Origin of the sequence: Variovorax sp. OV700 (assembly GCF_900099805.1) — a bacterium.
Classification (GTDB): Bacteria; Pseudomonadota; Gammaproteobacteria; order Burkholderiales; family Burkholderiaceae_C; genus Variovorax.
The window spans coordinates 292,487-318,556 of the sequence record NZ_FNDR01000007.1; the positions used below are offsets into that span (position 1 = coordinate 292,487).

Here is a 26,070-nt window from a genome sequence, read left to right on the forward strand (position 1 = left end):
ACCATGCGCGTCGATCCCGCCAGCCACATCCAGCCCGCCGGAACCGTTCTTCCGCCCAACGACACCTGCGAGGCGCTGGCGCGGCGGCTGCGAGCAGAAACGCAAGGCGAGGTGCTGTTCGACGACGGCTCGCGCGGGCGCTACGCCACCGATGCGTCGATCTACCAGATCACGCCGGTCGGTGCTTTCGTGCCCACCAACGACAGCGACATTGCCACCGCCATCGACATTGCGCGCGACCTGAAGGTGCCGGTGCTCGCGCGCGGCGGCGGCACCAGCCAGTGCGGCCAGACCACGGGCGCCGCGCTGGTGATCGACAACAGCAAGCACTTCCGCCGCTTGCTCGACGTGAACGTGGAGGAGGGCACTGCCACCGTCGAACCCGGCCTGGTGCTCGACCACCTGAACGCGCAACTCAAGCCGCACGGCCTCTGGTTTCCGGTCGACGTGTCGACCAGCGCGCAGGCCACGCTGGGCGGCATGGCGGGCAACAACTCCTGCGGCTCGCGCTCCATCGCCTACGGCAACATGGTGCACAACGTGCTGGGCGCGAGCGCCTGGCTCTCGAGCGGCGAGCTGGTGAAGTTTGGTCCGGAGGCCACGCTGGACGCGCGTGCAGCGGACATCGCGAAGTTCGTGCACGGGCTCGCAGTAGAGCACCGCGAGCAGATCCACGCCCACTGGCCCAAGGTGCTGCGCCGCGTGGCCGGCTACAACCTCGACATCTTCGACAACCAGAGCGAAAAGCCCTACACCGCCGACGGCAGCGTGAACCTCGCGCACCTCCTGGTCGGAGCCGAAGGCACGCTGGCCTACACCCGGAGCCTCACGCTCAAGCTCGCTCCGCTGCCGCGCGCCAAGGTGCTGGGCATCGTGAACTTTCCGACCTTCCATTCGGCCATGGACGCGGCGCAGCACATCGTGAAGCTCGGCCCCACGGCGGTGGAACTGGTCGACCGCACGATGATCGAGCTGAGCCTTGCCAACCCTGCGTTCAAGCCGACGGTGGAAACGGCGTTGATCGACAAGCCGGCGGCCATACTGCTGGTCGAGTTTGCCGGCGCCGACAAGGCCGCGCTGCTGCCACGCCTCAAGCAGCTGGTCGAGCTGATGGGCGATCTCGGACTGCCCGGCAGCGTGGTCGAGATGCCCGACGACGCCCGCCAGAAAAACCTGTGGGAAGTGCGCAAGGCAGGCCTCAACATCATGATGAGCCTGAAGGGCGACGGCAAGCCGGTGAGCTTCATCGAGGACTGCGCCGTGCCGCTCGAGCACCTGGCCGAGTACACCGATGCGCTGACCGAAGTGTTCGCCAGGTACGGCAGCCGCGGCACCTGGTATGCGCATGCCTCGGTCGGCACGCTGCATGTTCGGCCGATTCTCGACATGCGCACGGACGGCGGCGCCAAGATGCGCGCCATCGCCGAGGAGGCCGCCGCGTTGGTGCGCAAGTACAAGGGCGCCTTCAGCGGCGAGCACGGCGACGGCCTGTGCCGCGGCGAATGGATCGAATGGCAGTTCGGCCCGGCCATCAACGAGGCGTTTCGCGCCATCAAGCAGAAGCTCGATCCGGTCAACCTGTTCAACCCCGGCAAGATCGTCGATACGCCGCGCATGGACGACGCGTCGCTGTTCCGCTTCGCGCCGCCCACGGCGCCCAGGCCCTACCGGCGCATCGAACTCAAGCCCGTGCTCGACTGGTCGGCCTGGAACGTCAACGCCGACCCCGTCACAGAGAAGACCACCGCCCCGGGCACCGGCGGTGACAGCACCGGCGGCCTCGCCAAAGCCGTGGAGATGTGCAACAACAATGGCCACTGCCGCAAATTCGACGCCGGCACCATGTGCCCGAGCTACCGCGTCACGCGCGACGAGAAGCACCTGACGCGCGGGCGCGCCAACACGCTGCGGCTCGCGCTGTCAGGTCAGCTGGGCGCCGATGCCTTCACCAGCGAAGAGATGCACGAGACCATGGATCTGTGCGTCGGCTGCAAGGGCTGCAAGCGAGACTGCCCGACCGGCGTCGACATGGCGAAGATGAAGATCGAGTTTCTCGACCACTACAAGAAGCGCCACGGCCACACGCTGAAGGACAAGCTGGTGGCCTACATGCCCGACTATGCACACAGGGCGAGCCGGCTGCCGTGGCTCATGAACCTGCGCAACACCTTGCCCGGGGCGGCCTGGCTGGGCGAAAAGCTGCTGGGGTTTTCCGCACGACGGTCACTGCCCGAATGGCGCTCCGACACTTTCTGGCGTGCCAAGTGCGATCTGCACGGCATGTTCGCAAGCCGCGAGGGGGTGCTGTCGGTGCAGGCCAGCGGCGGCAAGGCCGCCGTGCTTTTCGTCGACACCTTCAATGGCACCTTCGAAAGCGAGAACGCGCTGGCTGCGGCCCGTGTGCTCAAGGCCGCGGGCTACACGCTGCACACGGTCGAGAAGAGCGGAGGGCACCACTGCTGCGGCCGCACCTTCCTGGCCAGCGGCATGGTGGACGAGGCCAAGCGCCGCGCCGAGGCGTTGATCGATGCGCTCAGGCCGCTGGCCGAGGCCGGCGTTCCCATCGTCGGGCTCGAGCCCTCGTGCCTGCTCACGCTGCGCGACGAGACCCTGGTGATGGGCTTCGGCAAGAAGGCCGAGACGGTGGCCAGGCAGGCCTTGCTGTTCGAGGAGTTCATTGCGCGCGAGATGAAAGCCGGCCGCTTCAAGCTCGCGCTCACGCCGGCAACGGCGCCGATCCTGCTGCACGGCCATTGCCACCAGAAAGCCTTTGGCGCCGTCAGCCCGGTGCTGGACGTGCTGCGGCTCATTCCCGGTGCCGAGCCCGAGCTGATCAAAAGCTCCTGCTGCGGCATGGCCGGGAGCTTCGGCTACGAGGCGCGCCACATCGACGTCTCGATGCAGATGGCCGAGGCCAGCCTGCTGCCGGCGATACGCGCCAGGCCCGATGCCATCGTGGTGGCCGACGGCACCAGCTGCCGCCACCAGATCGGAGACGGCGCGCAGCGCGAGGCGGTGCACGTGGCCGTGCTGCTCGAGCGACACCTCGCGCCGCCGACCCCGCCGGCCGAGGAGATTTAGCGGCTGGCACACAATGGCGCGATGAATGCAGCAACCACGGAGGAATCCGGCTTCGCGCTGTTCGACACCGCAATCGGCACCTGCGCCTTGGCCTGGGGTCCGCGCGGGCTCATCGGCGTGCAACTGCCCGAGGACAACGGCGAGGCCGCCACGCGCGCCCGCATGCGGCGCCGCTTCGCAGACCTGCCCGAGTCGGCGCCGCCCGAGAGCGCACGGCAGGCGATCGCGGCCATCCAGGGCCTGCTGAACGGCGCGTCCGACGACCTGAACCACATCGTGCTCGACATGAGCCGCGTGTCGGAATTCCACCAGCGCATCTATGCGATTGCACGGCGCATTCCGCCCGGCCAGACGCGCACCTATGGTGATATCGCGGCGGAGCTTGGCGACAAGGGCTTGTCGCGCGCGGTGGGCCAGGCCATGGGCCACAACCCCTTCGCGCCTGTGGTGCCATGCCACCGCGTGCTGGCCGCGGGCAACAAGCCCGGCGGCTTTTCGGCCGGCGGCGGCGCGCTGACGAAACTGCGCATGCTCGACATCGAAGGCGCCCGGCCGAACGGGATGGCTTCGCTTTTCTAAAGGAACCATGAGCTGTCCCATGACCCATGCCATCGAAACCATCGATCAACTCGAAGCGCTGTTCGGCCAGGCCGGCGAAGCCTCGCTTAAAAAAGAAGTGCCTTACCTGCACCCGAGCTACCAGGCGTTGATTGCCGCATCGCCATTCGCGGTGCTCGCCACCACCGGACCGGACGGGCTCGACGCATCGCCGCGCGGCGATCCGCCAGGGTTCGTGGCGGTGCAGGACGAGAAGACGTTGCTGCTGCCGGAGCGTCGCGGCAACAACCGCATCGACAGCCTGCGCAACATCGTGGCCGATCCGCGCGTGGCGCTGCTGTTCCTGATTCCCGGGGTGGGCGAGACCTTGCGCGTGAACGGAACCGCGCGCATCACGGTCGCGCCCGAACTGTTGGCGCGCTTCGCGGTCGATGGCAAGCTGCCGCAGTGCGTGATCGAGATCCGGGTCGAGACCGTTTTCTTCCAGTGCGCCCGCGCGATCCAGCGCTCGCAGCTCTGGGCGCCGCTGCCTGCGGACGCGAGGCGCGAGGTGCCCACGGCCGGCGCCATCCTGTCGGCGCTGACCGATGCCGCCTTCGACGGCGCAACCTATGACCGCGAGTTGCCGGCGCGGCAGCGGGCTACCCTGTATTGAGCGAGGCGCGCTCAGCCTGAATACGGCCCCTTGACTTCGCCCCAGCCCCATCGCGGCATGGGTGCATCTGCGTCCACCGCCGCGCCAGGCTGCGAGTTGATGACCGCGAGCCGCGATCCCCATTCGAGATAACCGACCAGCGCCGAACGAAACTCGGGATCGTCCGGCATCGCGAGTTCGTCGGCCGTTTCCAGCAGCAGCCCGACCCAGCGGCGCCGCTGTTCCTGCTGCAGGTGGCGGTTCAGGTGCTGCCGGATCATGTGAGGGTGCCCGCCGTGATGCTTCGAATAGTCGGCCGGGCCGCCCAGCACTTCGGCCAGGAATGCAGTCACGTGGGCCGGATGATCGGCGTCCATGTGGGCGAAGACCGGCGCCAGCAAGAGATCGGCCCTGACGTTTTCATAGAAGCGCGTCGTCAGGCGAAGCAGCGCCTCGCTGCCGCCAAGCCATTGGTAGAGCGTTGGAACGTCTTCGGAATCAGGCATGGCTATGACGACGCTTGTTCTTGCTCGTGCTTTTGCTGCGCTCTCATGATCTGGTGCCGGTGCCAATAGCGGCCGACCACAGCCTTGAAGTTCTCCTTCTGCTTGCCGATGCCGCCCACCTTCACCTTGGTGGTTCGCGCGCCCAGCATTCCCTTGTCGTGGTGCGTGACGACCAGGATGTCGCCGAAGGTGTTGTCCTGGTAGGTCAGGTCCTTGACTTCGTCCCACCCGATGGTCGATCCGCCGTCGACGCTCTGGTGTAGGCCCGCATGGGTCACTTCGACGCTCTGGTCGTTCTTCAGCGCAAACGCGACCGGCGGAAAGTGGCGCAGCACCACGGCACGCTCTTCGTCAGTGGCCGGCTCGTAGCGATAGGCAAGGCTCAGCTCGTGGTTCTGGACGAAGCGCTGTTCGTAGTCGCTCCACAGCCGCTGCTCGATGGCGGCGGCGGTCTCGATGTCGTCGGCCCACGAGGCCTCCGGCGCGGTCGCGACGATGGCGCCATACGCGCTTTCGGGCACGTGGTGGCCCACGTTGCGCATGCGTTCGAGCAGCGGCGGATGGGTGTCGTAGGGGTGCGGCACATCGGCGGTCTTCATGGTCTCGATGAAGGCCTCCGAGTTGGCATAGGGCGGCAGGCCGGCCGCCACGAAGCCGGCAATGCCCAGCGCACCGTCGTGCTGGCGGTTCTGCTCGAAGAGCTTTCGCTCGACGTCGTTGCGATAGCTCGCGTACGCCGAGATCTTGATGAGCGACTGCACGATGGCGCCGGGCGCGGTAAGGCCCGCGGAGACACGGTCGGCCTTGTATTCGCGCTCGCGGCTGTCGCGCGCCAGCGCAAAGGCAAAGATCATGCGGTACAGGCGCAGCAGGTAGTGCGCGACGATGGTCAGGCCGCCGCCGCGCATCTTCCAGGTGTACTGGTCGAACTGCTGCAGCTTGGGGCCGAGCGCGGCGCTGCTGCGAGTGTCGCCGCCGCCCAGGTGGGCCAGCTCGTGCGCCAGCACCGCATCGGCTTCGGATTGGTCGAGCACGCGCAGCAGCGGAATGCTGACGAACAACGTGCGGCCGTCCAGTGTGCGTCCGCCCACCTGGCAGGGCGCCTCGGTCACGAAGAAGTTGGTGTCGATGCCGGCAACGATCTGGTCGGGCGGCGCGGTCTTCACGCGGGTGGCGAGCTGGCGGATGCGCTCCCAGAGGCGCGGCGCATCGGCTTCGGCGACCACTTCGCCTTCGATCTCGTTGCTCGACGGCAGCTTCTTGAACAGCGTGTAGATCGCATAGAACACGGCCGCCGCGGCCGCGATGCCCGCAATGGCAATGAGCTTGACGTAGTAGCTCTGCCAGAAGTAGGCCGTGAGCCAGAATGACAGCCACACCAGCATCGCGCTCTGCAGCACGACCTCGACCGCGCTCGATACCGTCATGAGCCGCCAGCCTGCGACGAAGCTGGCATAGCGCAAGCCGCGGTTGGCGAAGGCCAGGGCGCCCAACACCAGGGCCGCCGCGAGCAGTGCCGCGCCGAGCGCCAGCGTCCAGAGGGCGGCACGGTCGGCCCAGTGGAAATGCCAGTACATCGAGTTGGGACGGCACACCTTGTCGTGAAACTCCCTGTCTTCCTCGGCGGTGGCTTCGCAGGCCTTGGAGAGCGGGTGGCTGCGGTAGAACGCGGTGGTCTGCGCCTTGTCCTCGGCCGAGAGGCGGGTGTCGGAAGCAATGCGTTTTTCGATCGCCTGAAGAAAGTCAGCGTCTTCCGTGCGCAGCACGTACTCCGTAAAAACCAGCGTCGCCGCCGGAATGGCGAAGAGCGACACCAGGGTTAAAAGAAACACGCGAAAAAGATCGGCATGGATTGTTCGAGCAATGGCCATGGGGTGCTCCTCCTGGAAGCGGTTGTTGTGATTCGTTGTGTGAAACTGTCCGGGAAGGCGATAGCGTAGCGACCGTTTGCATGCTTGCGAATGGCTGTTGGCGCTCGCGCGAACGGCGTGAATACCAAGGTCGTAGTCTTTGTGCAGAATTAGCAACGGCCGTCAGGCGACCCCACGCCTGCACCGGGTGCCGCCCTTCGCGACAATCGGTCCAATGCGTTCTTTTCCGACCTTCAAGGAAGCCCATTTGCCGGGCGCTGAAGCCGCCGCGTCCGAAGACTCCACCGTCAAGCAGCCGGTCGACGGGCTCGAGCCGACCGCGCGCCGCCGTGCAATGCTGGTCATCATCCTGGGCATCATGGTGGCCGTGCTCGATGGCACCATCGTGAACCTGGCGCTGCCGGGCATCGCGCGCGAGCTGCAGGCCAGTCCGTCGCATGCGATCTGGGTGGTCAACGCCTACCAGATCGCCACCCTGGTCATGCTGCTGCCGCTCGCGTCGCTGGGCGACCTCGTGGGCTACCGGCGCGTTTACCTGGTAGGCATGGCGGTGTTTACCGTGTCCTCGCTTGGCGCCACTTTTGCCGATTCGCTCGGCACGCTGATCGTCGCGCGCACCTTCCAGGGCCTGGGCGCGGCCGGCATCATGAGCGTGAACGCGGCGCTGGTTCGGCTGACCTTTCCCTCGGCGCTGCTGGGGCGCGGCATGGCGATCAACTCGATGGTGGTGGCCACGTCGTCCGTGGCGGGCCCCTCGGTGGCGGCGGCCATCCTCTCGGTGGCTTCGTGGCCTTGGCTCTTCGCGATCAACGTGCCGCTCGGGCTGCTGGTCTTCACGCTGGGCATGAAGGCGCTGCCGTTCAACCGCGTGGCGCCGGCGGCGGGGCTGCGCTTTTCGCCGCTCGACGTGGCGCTGAACGTGCTGATGTTCTCGCTGGTGTTCCTGGGCGTCGACCGGCTCGGCGTGCGCGAGGGCGGTGCGCCGTCGTCGTCCGCGTGGGTGATCCTGCTGGCCGGCGTGGCCGTGTGCTTTATCTATATCCGGCGGCAACGCAGCCTGGCTGTGCCGCTCTTTCCGATCGACCTGCTGCGCATTCCGGTGTTCGCGCTGTCGATGGGCACCTCGGTGGCCGCTTTCTGCGCGCAGATGCTGGCCTATATCGCGCTGCCTTTTCTGCTGCTCGAGGTGTATGGCCGCAGCCACATCGAGGCCGGGCTGCTCATCACCGCCTGGCCGCTGGCCATCGTGGCCATGGCGCCCATTGCGGGCCGGCTGATCGGACGCTACCCGGACGGGCTGCTCGGCGGCATCGGACTCGGCCTGCTGGCTGTCGGCCTGGGGTTGCTGGCCGCGCTGCCGGCGCAACCGGGCAATGCAGACATCGCCTGGCGCATGGCGCTGTGCGGCCTCGGATTCGGGCTGTTCCAGTCGCCCAACAACCACACCATCGTGACTTCGCCGCCGGCGCACCGCAGCGGCGCGGCCAGCGGCATGCTCGGCACCGCGCGGCTCACGGGGCAGACGCTGGGCGCAGTGGTGCTGGCGGGCGTGTTCAGCGTCTGGACCCCGCACGGCGGGCGCGGGCCGGTGGTAGCGCTGGTGCTGGCAGCCTGTTGTGCGGGCGTGGCGGCGGTTTTCAGCAGCCTGCGGCTGAAGACGACGGGGCCCCATCGCTGAATAGGTTAGGGTACGGCCCCATGACGGAAGTACCTGAAACCGTGGTTTGCCCGGGCTGCGATGCGGTCTTCAGCCGTGCGCCCCTGCAGCCGCGCGAGGTGTCGCGCTGCGCCCGCTGCGGCACCGAGCTCTACCGCCATCCGGGCGACCAGCACCGCCGCATCCTGCCGCTCACCGTGGCGTGCCTGATCATGTTCGCCATTGCCAACCTGTTTCCGATCGTCGAGATCGAGCTCCAGGGCCTGCGCAGCCAGACCACGCTGGCCGGCGCCGTGATGGTTTTGAGCACGGAGGGCATGTCGCTGGTTGCGCTGCTGGTGCTGGCGACAACGCTTCTTTTTCCGTTGCTGCAGCTGTGCATCCTGGCCTACCTGCTGATTCCGCTCCAGCGCGAACACCGGCCGGCGGGCTTTGCCATTCTGGTGCGCGCCATGCAGATGCTGCGGCCCTGGGGAATGATCGAAGTGTTCCTGCTCGGCGTGCTGGTGGCCATCGTGAAGCTGTCGAGCATGGCCACGGTGGTGGCCGGACCGGCGCTCTGGGCCTTCATGGCATTGACGGTCATGCTGACCGCCGTGCTCTCGTTCAATCCCAATGCCTTCTGGGAAATGACTTTCCGGCCGCCCGGCGAGCCCGAGGAGGAGGCGGCGTGATCGGCCCCTTCCGCCCGGTTGAAGATGACCAGGACGAAGCGCCGGTGGCAACGGCCGCCTCGCTTGGCCTCCTGGCCTGTCCGCATTGCGATGCCGTCTGGCGCGATGCCCGGGAGGGTGAGCCCTGCGGCCGCTGCGGCACGCATCTGTACACGCGCAAGCCCTACAGCCTGAACCGCACCTGGGCCTTCCTGATCGCGGCCTGCATCATGTACATACCGGCCAACCTGCTGCCGGTGATGATCACGCGCACGCTGTTCGGCGCGCAGTACGACACCATCCTGAGCGGCGTGATCTATTTCTGGGTGTCGGGCGCCTACGGGCTCGCGGCCATCATCTTCATCGCGAGCTTCCTGGTGCCGCTGTTCAAGCTCACGGTGTTGATCCTGCTTGCCTTGCTGGCGCAGCGCGCAAGCGGCTGGCGGCGGCCCGAGCGGGCCAAGCTCTATCACATCATCGAAGTCATCGGCCGCTGGTCGATGCTCGACGTGTTCGTGGTGTCGCTCCTCACCGGGCTGGTGCAGATCCAGGGTTTTGCGGTCATCAACGCAGGCGTGGGCATTGCGGCATTCGGGTCGGTGGTGGTGCTGACCATGCTGGCCTCGCTGAGCTTCGATCCGCGGCTATCGTGGGACAGCAGGAAGCAGCAGGAAGCCGAGCGAGAACATGAACCCGAGCAACCGCTACGCGACAACAGGGAAGAAAAGCCAGCATGAGTGACGAAGAAGCCAGACCCAATCACAAACCGGCCCCGACGGGCCTCCCTCCGCCGCGCGTGGTGCGACGGCGCGAATGGCTGCCCTCGCTGATCTGGCTGATTCCCATCGTCGCCGCGCTGGTCGGCGTGATGCTGATCGTCAAGATCCTGATGGAGCGCGGGCCCGAGATCGTGCTCACCTTCGAGACCGCGGAGGGGCTGGAGGCCAACAAGACGGCCGTCAAGTACAAGGACGTGCAGATCGGCACGGTGCAGAGCCTGCGGCTTGCGCGCGACCGCTCGCACGTGCGCGTGCAGGTGCAGCTCAACAAGGAAGCCGAAGGCTTCACCGCCGAAGACTCGCGCTTCTGGGTGGTGCGGCCCCGGCTCGACACCTCCGGCATTTCCGGCCTGGGCACCTTGCTGTCGGGCGCCTACATCGGCGCCGATGCCGGCGTGTCGAAGGAGACCGCGAGCGAGTTCAAGGGGTTGGAGGTGCCGCCCATCGTCACGCGCGATGCCTCGGGCCAGCAGTTCTTGCTGCGCGCCACCGACATCGGCTCGCTCGACGTGGGATCGCCGGTGTATTTCCGGCGCATCAAGGTCGGCCAGGTGGCGGCCTACCAGCTCGACGGCGACGGCCGGGGCGTGACGCTGCGCGTCTTCGTCAACGCGCCGTACGACAAGTTCGTGGGCGTCAACACGCGCTTCTGGCAGGCCAGCGGCATCGATGCGCAGCTGAGCGCCAGCGGCTTCACGCTGCGCACGCAATCGCTGGCCACCATCCTGCTCGGCGGCATCGCCTTCAAGGCGCCGGACGACGCCATGGGGCCGCTGGCCAAGGAGAACACGGCCTTCACGCTCGCGGAAGACGAGACCACGGCCATGAAGGAGCCCGATGGTCCGCCGCAAACGCTGCTGATGTACTTCAACCAATCGCTGCGCGGCCTCTCGCCGGGCGCACCGGTCGACTTCCGCGGCGTTGTGATCGGCGAGGTCAAGTCGATCGGCGTGGAGTTCGACCGCGCCGAGCGCGAGTTCCGCATGCCGGTGCTGGTGCAGGTGTACCCCGACCGGCTGCGCCGCCGCGCGGGCGAAACCGGGGAGGAGTCGCGTGCCACGCAACAGGAGCGCCTGCGGTTCCTGACCGAGAAGGGGCTGCGAGCCCAGCTGCGCAACGGCAATCTGCTGACCGGCTCGGTCTACGTTGCGCTCGACTTCTTCCCGAAGGCGCCGCCGGCGAAGATCAACCTCGAGAAGAGCCCGATCGAGCTGCCCACCATTGCCAACAGCCTCGACGAAATCCAGTCGCAGGTGCAGGAAATTGCGAGCAAGCTCAACAAGGTGCCTTACGAGCAGATTGCGGGCGACCTGCGCACCACGCTCGCCGCCCTCAACAAGACGCTGGCCAGCACGGAGCAGGCGGTAACCCGCATCAACACCGACGTGACGCCCGAGCTCACCGCCGCCATGAAGGACGTGCGCAAGACCGTCAACAACGCCGAGCGCACGCTGGCCGACGATTCTCCGCTGCAGCAGGACATGCGCCAGACGCTGCGCGAGCTGACCCGTGCCGCGGGTTCGGTGCGCGTGTTGACGGACTATCTCGAACGCCATCCCGAGTCGCTTCTGCGCGGCAAACCGGACGACAAGAAATGAAGAAGAAAAAACCGTTCCTGCTTGCTGCTGCAGCAGCAGTGCTGATCGTTCTGGCAGGCTGCGCGAGCAAGCCCGACAACTACTACACGCTGGCAAGCACGGTGCCGGCTGCGGAGGCGGCGCCTTCGACCATCGGCAGCGCCGCGCCCCTCTACATCGAGCTGGCACCGGTGGCCGTGCCCGAGCGGCTCGCAAGGCCGCAGATGGTGGTGGGCCGACCGAATGGCGGCGTGCAGGTCGACGTGCTCGAGCAGCACCGCTGGGCCGCGTCGTTCGAGAACGAACTGCAGGACGCGCTTGCCAGCGGCATTGCGGCGCGGCTTGGTGCGCTCGACGTCACGAAAGGCGGCCGGCAAGTGTCGCAGCCTGTGTGGCGCATCGCGGTGCAGGTGCGCCAGTTCGATGCGATCGACGGCGGCCGCGTGGAGGCGGGCTTCAACTGGACGCTGCGGCGCTCCGACGAGACCCGCACGATGGTGTGCCAGCTGAACGTGGGTGAGCCGGTTGCAAGCGGTATCGATGCGGTGGCGCAAGGCGCGCAGCGCGTGACCGCGGCAGCGGCGGCGGCCATTGCCCGCAGCGTGAGCGCGGCGCGAACGAACGCGGCAGCGACCGCATGCATGCCCTGATTTCTTTCTCCCTCCCCCTCTGGGGGAGGGCAGGGGTGGGGGCACGGCGGCGGTCGTTGCAAGCATGGGCGACCAATTGGTAGCAGCCCCCATCCCAACCTTCCCCCAAAGGGGGAAGGAGCAAGACCGCAATTGCATAAATCGGAGATCACCATGGCACAGATCGGAAAGGCGCCCTGCGACGACACGCTGATCCTGCATGGCACCGGGTCACAGGAGGGCGCCTGCCCCGATGCCTCCAAGCCCTGGGTGCTGGCCGCGGCCATCGTGGGCTCGAGCATGGCCTTCATCGACGGCACGGTCGTCAACGTGGCGCTGCCGGCCATCCAGGCCGACCTGCGCGCCACGGCGTTCCAGGCGCAATGGGTGGTCGAGAGTTATGCCTTGCTTCTCGCGGCGCTGCTGCTGGTAGGCGGCGCGCTCGGCGACCATTTCGGCCGGCGCCGCATCTTCGCGATCGGCGTGGGGATCTTCGCCATCGCCTCGGTGGCCTGCGGGCTTTCGGGCAACGTGCAGCAACTGATTGCCGCGCGCGCGGCGCAGGGCATCGGCGGCGCCTTGCTGGTGCCCGGCAGCCTCGCGCTCATCAGCGCCGCATTTCCGGAGAAGGAGCGCGGCAAGGCCATCGGCACCTGGTCGGGCTTCAGCGGCATCACGGCGGCCGCGGGGCCGGTGCTTGGCGGCTTCCTGGTCGATCATTTCTCGTGGGCCTGGGCCTTTCTCATCAACGTGCCGATGGCGCTGCTCGTGATGTGGATCGTGTGGCGCCACGTGCCCGAAAGCCATGGCTCCTCGGCCAGCGGCGGGCTCGACTTTTTCGGCGCGCTGCTGGCCACCGCCGGGCTCGGCGGCATCGTCTATGCGTTCATCGAGGCGCCCACGCAGCACTGGAATTCGCCCGCGGTGCTGGCGGCACTGGCCATCGGCATCGTGGGCAGCGCGGCCTTCATTGCCGCGGAACGCAAGGCACGCACGCCGATGCTGCCGCTGGCCCTGCTGCGCATCGGCAACTTCAGCGGTGCCAACCTGCTGACCTTGTTGCTCTACGCGGCGCTGGGTGGCGGGTTGTACTTCTTCCCGCTCAACCTGATCCAGGTGCAAGGCTACTCGGCCACGGCGGCTGGCGCCGCGCTGCTGCCGTTCATCCTCATCATGTTCGCGCTCTCGCGCTGGGCCGGCCAGCTGGTCGACCGCTTCGGACCGCGTCTGCCGCTGGTCATCGGCCCCGCGATTGCCGCGGTGGGCTTTGCACTGTTCGCGGTGCCCGGTGTCGGCGCGAGCTACTGGAGCGGCTTCTTTCCCGCAGTAGTGGTGCTGGGCTTCGGCATGACCGTGACGGTGGCACCGCTCACCACCACCGTGATGAATGCGGTGGGGCCCGAGCAGGCGGGCGTGGCCTCGGGCGTCAACAACGCGGTGTCTCGCGCGGCCGCGGTACTGGCCATCGCGGTGTTCGGCGCGGTCATGGCCTGGGCCTTCGACGGGGCCTTGACGGAGAGCCTGCGCGGGATGGGGGCCTCCGCACAGGTGTCGTCGTTTCTCGAAGGCGAGCGCAACAAGCTGGCCGGCGCCGCGCTGCCGCCGGGCGTGGATGCGGCCACCGCCGCGGCCTTGAAGCGCGCCGTGGCCGAATCCTTCGTGGCCGGCTTTCGCTGGGTGATGCTGCTGAGCGCCGGGCTGGCCGTGCTCAGTGCACTGAGCGCCTGGCTGATGATCGGCAGCGGGCCTGCCACCGAGCGCAAGGGCGGCGACTGAGAAGAAAGCCCGGTAGCTACTGCCGCGGCATCAGCTCGTAGAAGTCGAACCCGTTGCTGCGGCCGCCGAGGCACACCGCCAGCGTGTCTTCGATCTTGCGCCATTGCGCCAGCCGGTTGCGCCATTTGCGCACGCTGTGGCCCTCGTCGGGAAAGCTCATGTACTCGACCGGCCGGCCAAGCTTCTGGAGCGTGGCCACCACCTCGTCAGAATCCTGCCGCAGCACGCGCACGTCGTTGGCGCCGTGGATCACGAGCAGTGGCGCCGTGATGCGGTCGATCTGCGAGATGGGCGAATCCTGCAGCATGCGTTCGCGTTCCTCCGGCTTGCCGACGTCGCCGTAGAAAGCCGCGAAGTAGTGGCGGTTGCGCCAGAACGGCGGCCAGTTCTCGATCACGCGGGGCCAGTTGGCAACGCCCACCAGGTCGATGCCGCAGCGGTAGTCATGTGGCTTCTGGATGAGCTGGGTCAGCACGGAGAAACCGCCAAAGCTCGCGCCGAGCACGGCCATGCGCTTCGGGTCGGCCACGCCCTGGTCGATGGCCCACTGCACGGCTTCGGCAATGTCGCGCTGAAGCCGGCCGCTGGTCTCGTGCGCGCCGGCCATCATGAAGGCGCGCCCGTAGCCAGCGGACCCGCGGTAGTTCACGTTGAGGACCGCATAGCCCCGGTTCGCCAGCATCTGCGTGGGAGTCAAGCTCGCGGCTTGCCACGAGTCGCGGGTCCAGGGGCCGCCGTGAATGTTCACCACGAGCGGCGCGGGCCCTTGCACGCCGCGCGGCCGCACGAGATAGCCATGGACCTCGAGACCGTCGGACGCCTTGAACGAGAAGGGCTCCATGGGCGAGAAGAGGTCGGCGGTCGGCTCGCGCGGCGGCGTGAGCCGCGTGAGTTGCCCGCTTGCGCGGTCGAGCAGCAGCTCCACGGTTTCGTTCTCGGTGGTCGAACGCAGCACCATGCGGCGCTGGTCGTTGGCCATGCCCCCGGGGCGCGTGATGACGGGTTCGGCGTTCAGCCAGCCGCGCTCCCGGGCCGTCTTCACGGCACCGGCCACTTCGTTGCCCAGCGCGGCATCGAGATAGGCGATGCGCGGGCGACCGGGTTCCGAGACATACGCGAGCGGCGCTCCCTGCTGCGGCGGGAACACGCCGTAGTCGAGATCGACCGCCGCATCTTCCGCCAGCAGCCGCTCCGCGCCGGTGGCCAGGTCGACTTCGACCATGGCGAGCTTGTCGCGGCCAACATTCGTCAACGTCCAGAGCCGCCCGGCGGCGAGGTCGATGCGCTGGGGCCAGAAGGAATCGAAAGCCTTCACCGTTCTGAAGGCGCGCCAGCCGCCGTCGGGCTGGCGCAGTTCCAGCAGCCGGTCGGAGCCGTCGGCGCTACCAAGCTGCCGCATGCGGCCCGCGAGTTCGCGCCGGGTGTCGATGAACCACGAGATCACGCGGCTGTCGGGTTCGCTGCGCGCAATCTCGCGCACGGTGCGCGTGCGGGCATCGCCTTCGAAAAGGTCCATGCTGGAGCGGTCGCGCTGGTTGTTCGCGAAGTAGAAGGTGGCGCTGCCAGGCGCGCCCCATCCCAGCATGGCCGAGCGCACGCCGGGCCAGGGCGTCACGGCCCAGGGCTTGGCACCCGGCGCCTCGGTGTCGAGCACGAAGATCTGCGTGTTCTCGTCGCCAGTGAAGTCCTTGAGGTAGGCCAGGTGGCGGCTGTCGGGCAGCCACGAGTAGGTGGGCCCGGACACGAAAGGCCGCGCCAGCGTGCCGGTCGCGAAGGTGCGGGTGCTGGCGCTACTGACCGTGGCAGCGTCGGCGGTCTTGCGCACGCCCAGGCCCACGTCGGTGCCGACGGTCTGCACCCACACCAGCTGCAGCCCGTCGGGCGAGAGCACATGGCCGTTGACCGCGTCGACGTTGGCGACGAAGCGGCGCATGGGGACGAGCGGCGGCAGCGTGTTGTCCTGCCGCGCGGCAACCAGCGACGGGTGCGTGGGCCCGGTGGCGCAGCCGGAAAGAAGCGCGAGCGTGCCGCAGGCGGCCGCAAGAGCGATGCGCCAGCGGCTGGGGTTTCTGCTGTATCTCATGTTCCTCGTCCCTCTTGGATGTCTTGATGCGCGGTCTTGTCCGCGCATGGATTCTGCCGGTGGCAACCTTTGGCTTTGCCAAAGGTTGGCTCGCGCACAATGGCCGGGTGCACATCCTGCTGATCGAAGACGACCTCGACCTTGGCCGCGCCTTGCAGGCCGCGCTCAAGGTCGAGGGTCTCAGCAGCGAATGGCGCCGGCGTGCGGCCGACGCGCCACGCGCGCTGGACGCCACCGTTTTCGATTGCGTGCTGCTCGACCTCTCGCTGCCCGACGGCAGCGGCCTGGACCTGCTCGCGCGCTGGCGGCGCGAGGGCAGCAGCCTTCCGGTCATCGTGATCACCGCGCGTTCGGCGGTGGAAGACCGGCTGGCAGGACTCGATGGCGGTGCGGATGATTTCGTCATCAAGCCCTTTGCCACCGCCGAGCTCATTTCCCGCATCCGCGCCGTGCTGCGCCGCTCGGCGCGGCAGGCCAGCGAGGTGTGGACCCTGGGCGCGCTGACCATCGAGCCGCGCCGCCACATGGCCTCGCTGAACGGTGAGCCGCTGGAGCTTTCGCCGCGCGAATTTCGGCTTCTGCTCGAACTGGCGCGCGAACCGGGCGCCGTGGTGGCCAAGGGTGCGCTCGCGCAAAAGCTGGAGCCGCTGGGCGAGCCCTTGGACTTTGCCGCGGTGGAAGTGCATGTGTCGAACTTGCGGCGCAAGATCGGCAGCGCGCTGGTGCACACGGTGCGCGGAGTGGGCTACATGCTCGCCTCATGATGAGCAGCAGGCTGTGGCGCCCCACGCTCGTGCAGCGTGTCTTTCTGGCCGTGCTGCTGGCCTTCGTTTTCGTGCTGCTGGCACTGCAGGCGTACATGTACGTCAACTTCCGGCAGTCGCTGGCCGTCGACCAGGGCTTGAGCAGGCTCGGTCGGTCGCTCACGCAAGCAATTTCGCAACTCGACGACGAGGCCAGCGTGCGCGCGGTCGTCGTGGCGACCGAGACGATCCACAAGACCCTGCGCATCAGCGGCAACCCCGCGGGAACGCTGAGATTCCAGCTCTGGGACCGCGGCGGCAAGCTGATCTATTCGTCACCCGGGATGCGGGGCGAGCTTCTTGCGGGGCCGCTGCGGCAGGTGACCACCCGAGACATCGGCGGCGAACCGTACTGGGTCTACCAGGATGAAACGCCGCGCTGGTCGCTGCGCCTCGCAGAGCCCGAGCGCACTTTTGCCAGGGTACTGCACAACAACACGCGCAACATGCTGCCCTATCTGCTGCTCGCGTTTCCGATCGTGCTGCTGCCGGTCTGGCTCGCGGTGAAGCACGGGCTTCGGCCATTGCGTCGGTTGGCCGACGGCATCGGCCATCGCAGGGCCACCGACCTTTCACCCCTGGGCGTGGACCCGCCCTATGCCGAGCTCAGGCCGTTGACCTCGGCGCTCGAACGCATGCTGCAGCAGCTGCGCGACAAGGTGCAGCGCGAGCGCGCCTTCGTGCACGACGCGGCCCACGAGCTGCGAACGCCGATGGCCGTCATTTCCGCCCAGGCGCATGCGCTGGCGGGCGCGGGCACGGGCGAAGACCGGTCGCGCGCGCAGGCCCATCTGGAACAGGCGATTGCGCGGGCCTCGCACCTGACGCAGCAACTGCTCGACCTCGCGCTGCTCGACGATGCCCAGCCGGCCGCGCCAAGGCGCATCGACGTTGCGCGGCTGGCACGGGAGATCCTCGCGCAGGCGGCGCCGCGGGCCATGGCGCGCGGCATCGAGCTGACGTTCGATGCGACCGACAGCCTGGACGCGTCCATCGACGTGCCGGCGTTCCAGTCGATCCTGGAGAACCTGCTGAACAACGCGATCCGCTACGTGCACGACCGCGGCCAGGTGGCCGTGGCGCTGCGCGCGGAGGACGAAGGATTGGTGCTCACGGTGGCCGACGACGGCCCCGGAATACCGGCCGCCGAGCGCGAGCAGGTGTTCGAACGCTTCTATCGCGGGGCGGGCCATGAGGCGAGCGGCTCGGGCCTCGGCCTTTCGATCGTCCGGCAGGCCGTCGCCCGGATGGAAGGCAGGGTCGAAATGACCGAAGGCCTGTCGAACGAGGGGGTGGCTTTCCGCGTCGTGCTGCCGGTGGTGTCCGAGGGTTGACAAGTACCTCCCGCGGCCTGGATATTGAACCCTGAGGTTCATCATCGAATAGATAAGACACAGGAGATTCCCATGCAGAAGATCTACTCTTGCCTCTGGTTCGACGGCAACGGCGAAGACGCGATGAAGTTCTACACCGCCATCTTCCCTAACTCGCGCGTGACCGCCAAGCAGTTCTGGGGCGATGAGAATCCCAGCCTGAAGGGCTCGCTGCTCACCGCGACTTTCGAGCTCGAAGGGCAGGAGTTCATGGTGCTCAACGGTGGGCCGCAGTACAAGTTCACGCCGGCCATCTCGATGTGCGTGAAATGCGAGACTCAGGCCGAGGTCGACAATTACTGGGACAAGCTGCTCGAAGGCGGCGGCCAGCCGGTGCAATGCGGCTGGCTCACCGATCGCTTCGGCGTGTCGTGGCAGGTCGTGCCTATGCCCGTGATCCGGATGTTCCAGGACAAGGACCCGGCCAAGGCCGCCCGCGCCATGCAGGCGATGATGAAGATGGTCAAGCTCGACATCGCCGGGGTGAAGAAAGCCTTCGACGGCGAGTGACCCGCAGCCGCGGCCGCTACACCATCCGCCGGATCGCCTTCTTGCGCCACACCAGGCGGTAGTAGGCGGTCTGCAGCAGCAGCATCGCCCCGAAGGTCACGGGGTAGGCATACCAGATGCCGTTGAGCCCGATGCGGTGGCTCATGAACCAGGCCACGGGCACCTCGATGCCGATCAGGCAAAGAATAGAGATGGCCGTGGGCACCAGCACCGATCCGCTGGCCCGCATGATCCCCGAGATGGCCGAGGCCATGCCGAAGATGACCAGGCTCCACAGCATGATGTGCAGCAGCGTCTGCGCGATCTCGATCACCGGCGCGCTGGTGATGAAAAAGCCCATCAGGTGACGCGAGAACAGGTAGCCCAGCAGCACCAGTCCGCCGGTCAGTACCAGATTCATCAGCAGCGCCGTCTTGGCGATGGCGCCCAGCCGGTCCGCACGGCCCGCGCCGATGGCCTGCGCGCCAAGGATCGATGCCGTGATGGCGATCGAGATCGCCGGAAACTGCACATAGGCCACCACCTGGTTCACCGCGCCATACGCCGCGGTGGCGCTGGAGCCGTAGCTGTTGACCAGCGAGAGCAGTGCCACCTCGGCCAGCGCGACCACGATCATCTGCACACCCGTGGGCACGCCCACCTTGAGCACCGCCTTCAAAAGCTTGGGATCGATGCGCAGGTGGCGGATGAATTCCGCATCGGGCGCAAGCGGGCTGCCGCGGCGGCGCAGGCGCCATCCCAGCCACAGCGTCGAGGCCACGAAGCCCACCACCGTTGCCCAGGCGCCGCTCGCGACGCCCAATTGCGGCAGGCCGCCCCAGCCGCGGATGAGCGCCGGCGTGACGATGAGGCCGGCCGCCGTGGAAAAGAGCAGCGTGAGCAGCGGCGTGACCGTGTCGCCGACCCCGCGCAGCATGGCGGTGGACAGCAGGAACACGAACAGCCCGGGCATCGCGATCAGCATGATGCGGGCATAGCGCGTGGAGTCGGCCAGCACGTCGGGCGGCGTGCCCAGGAAGGCGAGCAGCGGCGTGGTGAAGGCGCCGCCGAACAGGGCCACCGCCAGCCCCAGCAGGATGCCGACCGACAGCGTGGTGCCGGCGATCGCCTTGGCCTTGGCAGTATCGCGCGCGCCCCACGCCTGGCCGATCAGCACCGAGGCGCCGGCACCCAGTCCGATGACGAAGGCGATGAAGAAGAACATCACCGGAAAGAAGCTCGACACGGCCGCCAGCGCGCCGACGCCGATCATCTGCCCGATGTAGATGTTGTTGATGGTGCCGGAGAGCGACTGCAGGATGTTGCTGAGCAGCATCGGCGCGAGAAAGAACAGGAAGGTCTTCCACAGCGCGCGCGGCGCGCCGACGGGTGCGACCGGCGTGCCGCGCAGGCCGGCGTCGTCGGCGGAGACTTGGGTCACGGAGCCTGGCGTCGCGCTCATGCGGCGCTCCAGCCGGCTGCGGAAAGCTTTTGCAGATGCGCCTCGATGTCTTCAGGCCAGGGCGCGACCAGCGCGTTGAAGCGCTCACGCTCGCCCGCGAACAGCGCGCGCGTGGCTTCCTCGAAACCGGGCAGGTTGCCCGCAATGGCCGTCATGAATCGGTAGGCGGCTTCGCGCGCTGCGCGCTCGGTGTCGCGGTCCGCGTTCACGCGGCGCGCCTCGTCGACGAGGCGTCGCAGCGCGACCGAGGCACCGCCGGGCTGGCGGCCGAGCCAGTCCCAGTGCCGGGGCAGAAGGGTGACTTCGCGCGCCACTACGCCGAGCTTGGGGCGCCCCACGCCGCGCGGCACTTCGTCGTGGGCCTCAGGCTCCGAGGGAGCTGCGTCTTCGCGCATGTCGAGATCGACTTGCGCGCCGGTCGCATCGTCGAACAGCAGCACCGAGGCGGCATCGGCGCGTTGGCGCAACTGCGCGAGCACTTCGGTCCGCGTGCCGCCGGCCACGCGCTGGAAGCCGGAAAAAGCGGTGAGGGTAGAGGAGGCCGAGGCTGTTGGCGTTATTGGTGCCAGCGTGGAGGTGTTCATGTGGCTTATTTTATCCGGGTAAAACGAAGAACACAATCTACCCGGATAAAATTATCTACTGAAGCGCCTGGCCGCGCAGCCGGCGCCAGAGGCGGTATATCCGCCGATTGAACGCGCGGACCACGCGCCACGGGCGGCTCTCGCGAACCAGCGTCAACATGCGGTCCTTCCAGGCTTTCCAGCGCGGGTACCAGCGAGCAAAGAGGGGAATGCGCATGAGCGCGCCTTCGACCAACTGGAAGATGCGCGCCACGAAGGCGGTGCCGATCAGCTTGGCAACGATCAATACCGTCACGCCGCTGGCCGCGTGGCCCCGGCCGAAGAGGAAAAGCGCCAGCACCTTGACAGGCAGCAGCAGGAGCACCGGCAGCAGGAAAGCCAGCAGAGCGCCCCAGGGCGGCAGCTTGCGAAGCCAGTCCTCGGCGCGTGCCCACAGCGGCAGGCGGGCCAGGCGGCGGACCAGCGCGGCGAGCGGCTCCCAGCCCCATTCCTCGAACAGAAGAATGGGCACGAGCAGCGTCGCGGCAAGGGCGCGCAGGAGTCGGGTGAAGATGCGCATGGCCAGGGCATTGTGACTGCGGGCCGCGTCCCGCTTACCCAGGCCGCTCGCTCAGGCCAGGGTCGCCAGCGTCTTGACCACGCCCAGTTCGCGCAGCGCACGCAGTTGCGTGGCCACGGCACTGACGAAGCGTGGGTTGCTTCCGAGGTCGTTGCCGAACACCGGCGCGAAAGCCGCGAGCGCGGCCACGCGCGCTTCGTCGGCTTGCGCCGGTTCGGCCTTTCCCGCGGCGCGTTCGGCCGCCGCGCAACGTTCGGCCAATGCATCGGCCAGCGGGTCCTGGATCTCGTGGCGGCGGCCCAGTTCGTCCACGCCGCGCAGGTAGTGCAGCCAAGCCGCGACGGCGAGGGCCAGGCGGTCGATCGGGGCGCCCGCGGCCAGCCGGTCGCGCACCGTTCCGAGCAAGCGCTGCGGCAGTTTCTGCGAGCCGTCCATCGCGATCTGCGCCGTGCGGTGCGCGAGCGCCGGGTTGGCGAAGCGCTCGAGCAGGCGTCGGCGGTAGGCATCGACATCCAATCCGTGCAGCGCCGGAAGCGTGGGCCCAATCTCTTCGCGCATGAGCCGATCCAGGTAGCGGTGCAGGGCCGGCGTCGCGACAGCGCGGTCGACCGTATCGAGACCGGCCATCGCGCCCAGGTACGCGAGGGCCGAGTGCGCCCCGTTGACCATGCGCAGTTTCAGCGTTTCGAAGGGGCGTGCATCGGCCACGAAGCGGGCGCCGCCCGCATCCCAGGCCGGACGGCCGGCTGCGAAATCATCCTCCACCACCCATTCGAGAAAGCGTTCGCCGACCACCGGCCAGGCATCTTCCAGCCCGATCGCGGTTTTCACCTGTGCACGGTCGTCCTCGGTGGTGCGCGGCACGATGCGGTCCACCATCGAGCAGGGAAAGCTGCAGTGTTCGGCGATCCAGCGGGCAAGCTGAGGATCGACGAGCTGCGCGAAGTCCAGCACCAGGCCGCGCAGCAGGTGGCCGTTGGAGGGCAGGTTGTCGAGCGACAGCAAGGTCACCGGCGCCAGCCCGCGCAGCTGGCGCAGGCGCAGGCCCGAGACCAGGAAGCCGAGCGTGCCGCGCGGCGCATCGGGGCGCGCCAGATCGTGCCGCACGTCGGGATGGTCGGCGCGCAGCGCACCCGTGGCCGGATCGTGGCAGTAGCCTTTTTCCGTGACGGTGAGGCTGACAATGCGGGTCGAGGGATGGGCGATGCGCGCAAGCACCGCCGCCGGGTCTTCGGGTGCGACCTGCACGCCGATGAGGCAGCCGATGACCTGCAGCGACGCGCGCGGCGCACCGGCCTCGTCCACGTCGCGCAGCGCGAGCGTGTAGAGGCCGTCCTGCGGCGCGAGCGCATCGCGTGTTTCGGTGCTGCGCAGCGACACGCCGGCAATGCCCCAGCTGAGGTCGCCGCTGGCATGCAGCGCCGCTTCATTGACGGCGGCCAGGTGCCCGCGCTGGAACGCGCCGACGCCCAGGTGGACGATGCCGGCCTCGAGCGCGGCGCGGTCATAGGCGGGGCGTGCCACCGCGGGCGGCAGTGCGGCGAGCGCGTCGGGGTGTAGCCTCTGCATGGCGCTCACCAGTTCCACAGCGTGCCGTCGTGCTGCTGGCGGTTCACCGGCAGGTAGGCGCGCTTGTAGGGGTACTTGGCGGCCAGCGCTTCGTCGATCTCCACGCCATGGCCGGGCACGTCGCCGGGGTAAAGCATGCCCTGGTCGAAGGTGTAGGCATGCGGGAACACCGCATCGGTCTCCTCGGTGTGGCGCATGTACTCCTGGATGCCGAAGTTGGGCACCCACAGGTCGAAATGCAGCGCCGCGCCCATGCACACCGGCGACAGATCGGTGGCGCCGTGGCAGCCGGTGCGCACCTGGTAGAGCGAGGCCAGGTCGGCGATGCGGCGCAGGTGCGTGATGCCGCCGGCATGAACCACCGTGGCGCGCACGTAATCGATCAGCTGGTTCTCGATCAGCTCCTTGCAATCCCAGATGGAGTTGAATATCTCGCCCACCGCCAGCGGCGTGGTGGTGTGCTGGCGGATCAGGCGGAAAGCGTCCTGGTTCTCGGCCGGCGTTGCGTCCTCCATCCAGAAGAGGTTGAAGGGTTCCAGCGACTTGCCCAAACGTCCCGCCTCGATGGGCGTGAGGCGGTGGTGCACGTCGTGCAGCAAGTGGTGCTCGAAGCCGAGCTTTTCGCGGATGCGTTCGAACAGCTTGGGCGTGTGTCGCAGGTACTTCTCGGTGGACCAGTCGTGCTCGGAGGGCAGGTCGGCATCGGCAGGTTCGTAGAACAGCGTGCCTTTGCCAACGCCATAGACTTTTTCCAGCCCCGGCACGCCGCTCTGCGCGCGGATGGCCTTGTAGCCGGCGTCCGCATAGCGCAGTACCTCGTCCACCGTGTGCTCGATGTCGCTGCCGTTGGCATGGCCGTAGACCATCACGCCGGTGCGGCTCTTGCCGCCCAAAAGCTGATACAGCGGCAGGCCCGCGGCCTTGGCCTTGATGTCCCACAGCGCCGTGTCCACGGCGGCGATGGCGGTCATGGTGACCGGGCCGCGGCGCCAGTAGGCGCCCTTGTAAAGGTACTGCCAGATGTCCTCGATCTGATGCGCGTCGCGGCCGATCAGGCAGGGAATGACATGCTCGGTGAGGTAGGCGGCCACGGAGAGTTCGCGCCCGTTGAGCGTGGCGTCGCCGATGCCGGTCAGGCCTTCGTCGGTTTCGATCTTGAGGGTGACGAAGTTGCGGCCGGGGCTGCAGACGATGACGCGGGCGTTGGTGATTTTCATGGTTGAAGCAAAAGAGATGGCGGGCGGCGTTTGTTCGTCGTTCGTCAGCCGTTCCAGCCGAGATGGCCGAGGAAGTCGCGCGTGCGCTCCACGGTGGGGTGCTCGAAGATCTGCGCCGGCGGGCCCTGTTCGATGATGGCGCCGGACTCGAACACCACCACCCAGTCGGCCACGCGCCGCGCAAAGCCCATTTCGTGCGTGACCACGATCATGGTCATGCCTTCCTGGGCGAGCTTTTGCATCACGCTGAGCACTTCGCCCACGGTCTCGGGGTCGAGCGCGGAGGTGGGCTCGTCGAAAAGCATCACCTCGGGCTCCATGGCCAGCGCGCGGGCGATGGCCACGCGCTGCTGCTGGCCGCCGGAGAGGTTGGCGGGGAAGTTGCCCGCCTTGGCGGACAGGCCGACCTTCTCCAGCAGCGCCATGGCGCGCGCCTTGGCCTCGGCCTCGCGCATGCCCAGCACGGTGATGGGGCCCATGGCCACGTTGTCGAGCGCCGACTTGTGCGGGAACAGTTCGAAGCTCTGGAACACCATGCCCATGCGCTGGCGCACCTTGCGCACGGCCGACTCCTGCACGGGCAGCGGCACGCCGTCGATCAGCACACGCCCGCCGTTGATCGTCTCCAGCGCGTTGGTACAACGCAGCAGGGTCGATTTGCCCGAGCCGGAAGGGCCGATCAGGCACATCACCTCGCCCTTGTGGACCTGCAGCGAGACGCCGTTGAGCGCCACGAAGTCGCCATAGAGCTTTCGCACGTCCTCGTAGACCAGTACCGGCGGCTGGTCGGCGTTCTTGCGCGCGGGCGCGCGGGCGATGTCGTTCATCATTCCTTGACTCCATATTTGCGGTGGATCCAGTCCACCAGCTTGGCTTGCGGATAGCCCATCAGCCAGTAAAGGATGGCCATGGCGGTGAGCATTTCCAGCACGCGGAAGGTCTGCGCGCGGATCTGCATCGCCGAATAGGCCAGCTCGCTCACGGCGATGACCGACACCAGCGAGGTGTCCTTGAAGAGCGAGACCCATGTGCTCGCGATCACCGGCAGGATGCGGCGCCCCGCCTGCGGGATGACCACTTTGAACATGGCCTGGCGGCGCGACATGCCCATGGCGAGCGCCGCCTCCAGCTGCCCCTTGCGGATGGAGTTGATGCCGGCGCGAAAGGTCTCGGCGTTGTAGGCCGAGACGTTGAGCACCAGGGCCACCAGCGCGGTGACGAGCGGCGAGAGCTGCAACTCGACCGCCATCGGCATCACGTAGAAGACCCAGTAGATGACCAGGATCAGCGGCAAGTTGCGAAAGAACTCCACGAAGCCGAGCGAGGCCGACTGCAGCAGCTTGTTGGACGACAGCCGCATTAGCGCCAGCATGATGCCGCCCGGCACGGCCAGCAGCATGGTCAGCACCGTCAGCCCGACGGTGAGCGCCGCGCCTTCGAGCAAGGCCTGGCGGTGCGTCCAGATCACGGACCAGTCGAAAGTCATTGGGTGGTCCTTTTCATCATGACCGCCCCAGATGCGCGACGCGGTGGTACAGCCTGTCGATGCCGCGCGTGACCGGGAACAGGATCACGAAGTACGCCACCATCACCGCGGTGAACACCTCCACCGGCCGGTAGCTCTGACCCGCCACGGTCTCGGCGCGGTGCATCAGCTCGGGCACGGCAATCACGGTGGCAATGGCGGTGTCCTTGATGGCGATGGTGAGAATCGAACCGAAAGCCGGCAGCATGCGGATGGTGGCCTGCGGCAGCAGCACCTTGCGCAGCAGCTGCGCGCGCGACATGCCCAGCGCCAGGGCGGCACGCGTCTGGCCTGGCCGGACCGATTCGATGCCGGCGCGGATCACCTCGGCGGCATAGGCCGCGATGTGCAGCGTCAGCGCGATCACCGCGGCCCAGAACGGCGCGAAAGTGAAGCCTACGAGCAGCGGGAACGCAAAGTACATCCACACCAGCACCACCAGCACCGGAATGGCGCGCATGGAGTCGATGTAGAAGACGAGCAACGGGCGCAGCCAGCCGGGGCCGTACAGCCGCAGCAGCGCAATCACCAGGCCCGCCAGGATGCTGGTGACGGCACTGATGAGGCTGAGCGCGACCGTGACGCCCAGGCCGCTGGCGAAGAAGCGCCAGTTGTCGGCAATCGGCGAGAAATCGAATTCCATGGAAGCTCCGCGAGAGAAGGGCGGGGAAGGGCAAGCAATCGC

23 protein-coding genes are annotated in these 26,070 nt (G+C 67.6%); 12 read left to right on the forward strand and 11 right to left on the reverse strand.

Annotation, left to right across the window (positions count from 1 at the left end; genetic code table 11):
• Positions 1-3: 3 nt before the first annotated feature.
• Genes BLR24_RS18480 through BLR24_RS18490 form a run of 3 tightly spaced genes read left to right on the forward strand, consistent with a single transcriptional unit; the run spans position 4 to position 4,294 of the window.
• A complete protein-coding gene (locus BLR24_RS18480; RefSeq protein ID WP_093019481.1) occupies positions 4-3,081 on the forward strand; it encodes an FAD-binding and (Fe-S)-binding domain-containing protein in 3,078 nt (1,025 codons plus the stop codon).
• A 21-nt stretch (positions 3,082-3,102) separates the two neighbouring features.
• Positions 3,103-3,660: a methylated-DNA--[protein]-cysteine S-methyltransferase gene (locus BLR24_RS18485; RefSeq protein WP_093019483.1), complete on the forward strand. Its 558-nt coding sequence runs from the start codon at positions 3,103-3,105 to the stop codon at positions 3,658-3,660.
• Positions 3,661-3,679: 19 nt separating this feature from the next.
• Positions 3,680-4,294: a pyridoxamine 5'-phosphate oxidase family protein gene (locus BLR24_RS18490; protein ID WP_093019485.1), complete on the forward strand. Its 615-nt coding sequence runs from the start codon at positions 3,680-3,682 to the stop codon at positions 4,292-4,294.
• Positions 4,295-4,305: 11 nt separating this feature from the next.
• On the opposite strand, the gene BLR24_RS18495 is transcribed toward BLR24_RS18490, so the two are convergent.
• Positions 4,306-4,779 (reverse strand): group II truncated hemoglobin, encoded by a 474-nt coding sequence (locus BLR24_RS18495; RefSeq protein ID WP_093019487.1) that lies wholly within the window; start codon positions 4,777-4,779, stop codon positions 4,306-4,308.
• Positions 4,780-4,781: 2 nt separating this feature from the next.
• The gene (locus tag BLR24_RS18500) at positions 4,782-6,650 is read right to left on the reverse strand and encodes a M48 family metallopeptidase (protein ID WP_093019489.1); all 1,869 of its coding nucleotides are present in this window, start codon (positions 6,648-6,650) and stop codon (positions 4,782-4,784) included.
• 334 nt (positions 6,651-6,984) lie between these two features.
• On the opposite strand from BLR24_RS18500, the gene BLR24_RS18505 reads away from it, so the two are divergent.
• From BLR24_RS18505 to BLR24_RS18530, 6 genes are all read left to right on the forward strand, one after another.
• A complete protein-coding gene (locus BLR24_RS18505; RefSeq protein WP_254787425.1) occupies positions 6,985-8,328 on the forward strand; it encodes an MFS transporter in 1,344 nt (447 codons plus the stop codon).
• A gap of 20 nt (positions 8,329-8,348) precedes the next feature.
• Complete coding sequence (locus BLR24_RS18510) at positions 8,349-8,981, forward strand: paraquat-inducible protein A (protein ID WP_093019493.1); 633 nt, start codon at positions 8,349-8,351, stop codon at positions 8,979-8,981.
• On the forward strand, positions 8,981-9,697 hold the full coding sequence (locus BLR24_RS18515) for a paraquat-inducible protein A (RefSeq protein WP_093019606.1): 717 nt from the start codon (positions 8,981-8,983) through the stop codon (positions 9,695-9,697). The genes BLR24_RS18510 and BLR24_RS18515 overlap by 1 nt, the downstream gene beginning before the upstream one ends.
• Positions 9,694-11,337, forward strand: coding sequence for a PqiB family protein (locus BLR24_RS18520; protein ID WP_093019495.1), 1,644 nt, complete (start codon positions 9,694-9,696; stop codon positions 11,335-11,337). The genes BLR24_RS18515 and BLR24_RS18520 overlap by 4 nt, the downstream gene beginning before the upstream one ends.
• The gene (locus tag BLR24_RS18525) at positions 11,334-11,966 is read left to right on the forward strand and encodes a PqiC family protein (protein WP_093019497.1); all 633 of its coding nucleotides are present in this window, start codon (positions 11,334-11,336) and stop codon (positions 11,964-11,966) included. Before BLR24_RS18520 ends, BLR24_RS18525 begins: the two co-directional genes overlap by 4 nt.
• Before the next feature lie 153 nt (positions 11,967-12,119).
• On the forward strand, positions 12,120-13,721 hold the full coding sequence (locus BLR24_RS18530) for an MFS transporter (protein ID WP_093019608.1): 1,602 nt from the start codon (positions 12,120-12,122) through the stop codon (positions 13,719-13,721).
• Between the two features lie 16 nt (positions 13,722-13,737).
• Here the strand turns inward: BLR24_RS18530 and BLR24_RS18535 are convergent, their stop codons facing one another.
• Complete coding sequence (locus tag BLR24_RS18535; protein ID WP_175543299.1) at positions 13,738-15,804, reverse strand: S9 family peptidase; 2,067 nt, start codon at positions 15,802-15,804, stop codon at positions 13,738-13,740.
• Between the two features lie 107 nt (positions 15,805-15,911).
• Here BLR24_RS18535 and BLR24_RS18540 point away from each other — a divergent pair, with 107 nt between their 5' ends.
• The 3 genes from BLR24_RS18540 to BLR24_RS18550 all read left to right on the forward strand — a co-directional run bounded on the left by BLR24_RS18540 (position 15,912) and on the right by BLR24_RS18550 (position 18,490).
• On the forward strand, positions 15,912-16,568 hold the full coding sequence (locus tag BLR24_RS18540) for a response regulator (protein ID WP_093019610.1): 657 nt from the start codon (positions 15,912-15,914) through the stop codon (positions 16,566-16,568).
• Positions 16,565-17,941 carry a sensor histidine kinase gene (locus BLR24_RS18545; RefSeq protein WP_093019501.1) on the forward strand — a complete coding sequence of 459 codons (1,377 nt, stop codon included), beginning with the start codon at positions 16,565-16,567 and terminating at the stop codon, positions 17,939-17,941. Before BLR24_RS18540 ends, BLR24_RS18545 begins: the two co-directional genes overlap by 4 nt.
• 72 nt (positions 17,942-18,013) lie before the next feature.
• The gene (locus BLR24_RS18550; protein ID WP_093019503.1) at positions 18,014-18,490 is read left to right on the forward strand and encodes a VOC family protein; all 477 of its coding nucleotides are present in this window, start codon (positions 18,014-18,016) and stop codon (positions 18,488-18,490) included.
• A gap of 16 nt (positions 18,491-18,506) precedes the next feature.
• On the opposite strand, the gene BLR24_RS18555 is transcribed toward BLR24_RS18550, so the two are convergent.
• The 8 genes from BLR24_RS18555 to BLR24_RS18590 form a co-directional block, all read right to left on the reverse strand.
• A complete protein-coding gene (locus tag BLR24_RS18555; RefSeq protein ID WP_175543302.1) occupies positions 18,507-19,805 on the reverse strand; it encodes an MATE family efflux transporter in 1,299 nt (432 codons plus the stop codon).
• A 122-nt stretch (positions 19,806-19,927) separates the two neighbouring features.
• On the reverse strand, positions 19,928-20,515 hold the full coding sequence (locus BLR24_RS18560) for a DUF2239 family protein (RefSeq protein WP_093019507.1): 588 nt from the start codon (positions 20,513-20,515) through the stop codon (positions 19,928-19,930).
• A 55-nt stretch (positions 20,516-20,570) separates the two neighbouring features.
• Positions 20,571-21,074 (reverse strand): hypothetical protein, encoded by a 504-nt coding sequence (locus BLR24_RS18565; RefSeq protein WP_093019509.1) that lies wholly within the window; start codon positions 21,072-21,074, stop codon positions 20,571-20,573.
• Between the two features lie 51 nt (positions 21,075-21,125).
• Positions 21,126-22,643: a mannitol dehydrogenase family protein gene (locus tag BLR24_RS18570; RefSeq protein WP_093019612.1), complete on the reverse strand. Its 1,518-nt coding sequence runs from the start codon at positions 22,641-22,643 to the stop codon at positions 21,126-21,128.
• 5 nt (positions 22,644-22,648) lie between these two features.
• Complete coding sequence (gene manD, locus BLR24_RS18575) at positions 22,649-23,860, reverse strand: D-mannonate dehydratase ManD (RefSeq protein WP_093019511.1); 1,212 nt, start codon at positions 23,858-23,860, stop codon at positions 22,649-22,651.
• Between the two features lie 44 nt (positions 23,861-23,904).
• On the reverse strand, positions 23,905-24,690 hold the full coding sequence (locus BLR24_RS18580; RefSeq protein ID WP_093019513.1) for an amino acid ABC transporter ATP-binding protein: 786 nt from the start codon (positions 24,688-24,690) through the stop codon (positions 23,905-23,907).
• On the reverse strand, positions 24,687-25,346 hold the full coding sequence (locus BLR24_RS18585; RefSeq protein WP_093019514.1) for an amino acid ABC transporter permease: 660 nt from the start codon (positions 25,344-25,346) through the stop codon (positions 24,687-24,689). The genes BLR24_RS18580 and BLR24_RS18585 overlap by 4 nt, the downstream gene beginning before the upstream one ends.
• Positions 25,347-25,362: 16 nt before the next feature.
• Positions 25,363-26,028: an amino acid ABC transporter permease gene (locus BLR24_RS18590; RefSeq protein WP_093019516.1), complete on the reverse strand. Its 666-nt coding sequence runs from the start codon at positions 26,026-26,028 to the stop codon at positions 25,363-25,365.
• Between the last annotated feature and the right edge of the window lie 42 nt (positions 26,029-26,070).

What these genes read in the sequence shown, in the direction of transcription:
- BLR24_RS18530 (WP_093019608.1), top strand. Translation starts at nt 12,120, where the DNA reads ATGGCACAGATCGGAAAGGCGCCCTGCGACGACACGCTGATCCTGCAT.
- BLR24_RS18535 (WP_175543299.1), bottom strand. Translation starts at nt 15,804, where the DNA reads ATGAGATACAGCAGAAACCCCAGCCGCTGGCGCATCGCTCTTGCGGCC.
- manD (WP_093019511.1), bottom strand. Translation starts at nt 23,860, where the DNA reads ATGAAAATCACCAACGCCCGCGTCATCGTCTGCAGCCCCGGCCGCAAC.
- BLR24_RS18550 (WP_093019503.1), top strand. Translation starts at nt 18,014, where the DNA reads ATGCAGAAGATCTACTCTTGCCTCTGGTTCGACGGCAACGGCGAAGAC.
- BLR24_RS18520 (WP_093019495.1), top strand. Translation starts at nt 9,694, where the DNA reads ATGAGTGACGAAGAAGCCAGACCCAATCACAAACCGGCCCCGACGGGC.
- BLR24_RS18525 (WP_093019497.1), top strand. Translation starts at nt 11,334, where the DNA reads ATGAAGAAGAAAAAACCGTTCCTGCTTGCTGCTGCAGCAGCAGTGCTG.
- BLR24_RS18505 (WP_254787425.1), top strand. Translation starts at nt 6,985, where the DNA reads ATGCTGGTCATCATCCTGGGCATCATGGTGGCCGTGCTCGATGGCACC.
- BLR24_RS18495 (WP_093019487.1), bottom strand. Translation starts at nt 4,779, where the DNA reads ATGCCTGATTCCGAAGACGTTCCAACGCTCTACCAATGGCTTGGCGGC.
- BLR24_RS18490 (WP_093019485.1), top strand. Translation starts at nt 3,680, where the DNA reads ATGACCCATGCCATCGAAACCATCGATCAACTCGAAGCGCTGTTCGGC.
- BLR24_RS18565 (WP_093019509.1), bottom strand. Translation starts at nt 21,074, where the DNA reads ATGCGCATCTTCACCCGACTCCTGCGCGCCCTTGCCGCGACGCTGCTC.
- BLR24_RS18570 (WP_093019612.1), bottom strand. Translation starts at nt 22,643, where the DNA reads ATGCAGAGGCTACACCCCGACGCGCTCGCCGCACTGCCGCCCGCGGTG.
- BLR24_RS18510 (WP_093019493.1), top strand. Translation starts at nt 8,349, where the DNA reads ATGACGGAAGTACCTGAAACCGTGGTTTGCCCGGGCTGCGATGCGGTC.
- BLR24_RS18545 (WP_093019501.1), top strand. Translation starts at nt 16,565, where the DNA reads ATGATGAGCAGCAGGCTGTGGCGCCCCACGCTCGTGCAGCGTGTCTTT.
- BLR24_RS18580 (WP_093019513.1), bottom strand. Translation starts at nt 24,690, where the DNA reads ATGATGAACGACATCGCCCGCGCGCCCGCGCGCAAGAACGCCGACCAG.
- BLR24_RS18500 (WP_093019489.1), bottom strand. Translation starts at nt 6,650, where the DNA reads ATGGCCATTGCTCGAACAATCCATGCCGATCTTTTTCGCGTGTTTCTT.
- BLR24_RS18485 (WP_093019483.1), top strand. Translation starts at nt 3,103, where the DNA reads ATGAATGCAGCAACCACGGAGGAATCCGGCTTCGCGCTGTTCGACACC.
- BLR24_RS18590 (WP_093019516.1), bottom strand. Translation starts at nt 26,028, where the DNA reads ATGGAATTCGATTTCTCGCCGATTGCCGACAACTGGCGCTTCTTCGCC.
- BLR24_RS18555 (WP_175543302.1), bottom strand. Translation starts at nt 19,805, where the DNA reads ATGCTGCTCAGCAACATCCTGCAGTCGCTCTCCGGCACCATCAACAAC.
- BLR24_RS18585 (WP_093019514.1), bottom strand. Translation starts at nt 25,346, where the DNA reads ATGACTTTCGACTGGTCCGTGATCTGGACGCACCGCCAGGCCTTGCTC.
- BLR24_RS18480 (WP_093019481.1), top strand. Translation starts at nt 4, where the DNA reads ATGCGCGTCGATCCCGCCAGCCACATCCAGCCCGCCGGAACCGTTCTT.
- BLR24_RS18560 (WP_093019507.1), bottom strand. Translation starts at nt 20,515, where the DNA reads ATGAACACCTCCACGCTGGCACCAATAACGCCAACAGCCTCGGCCTCC.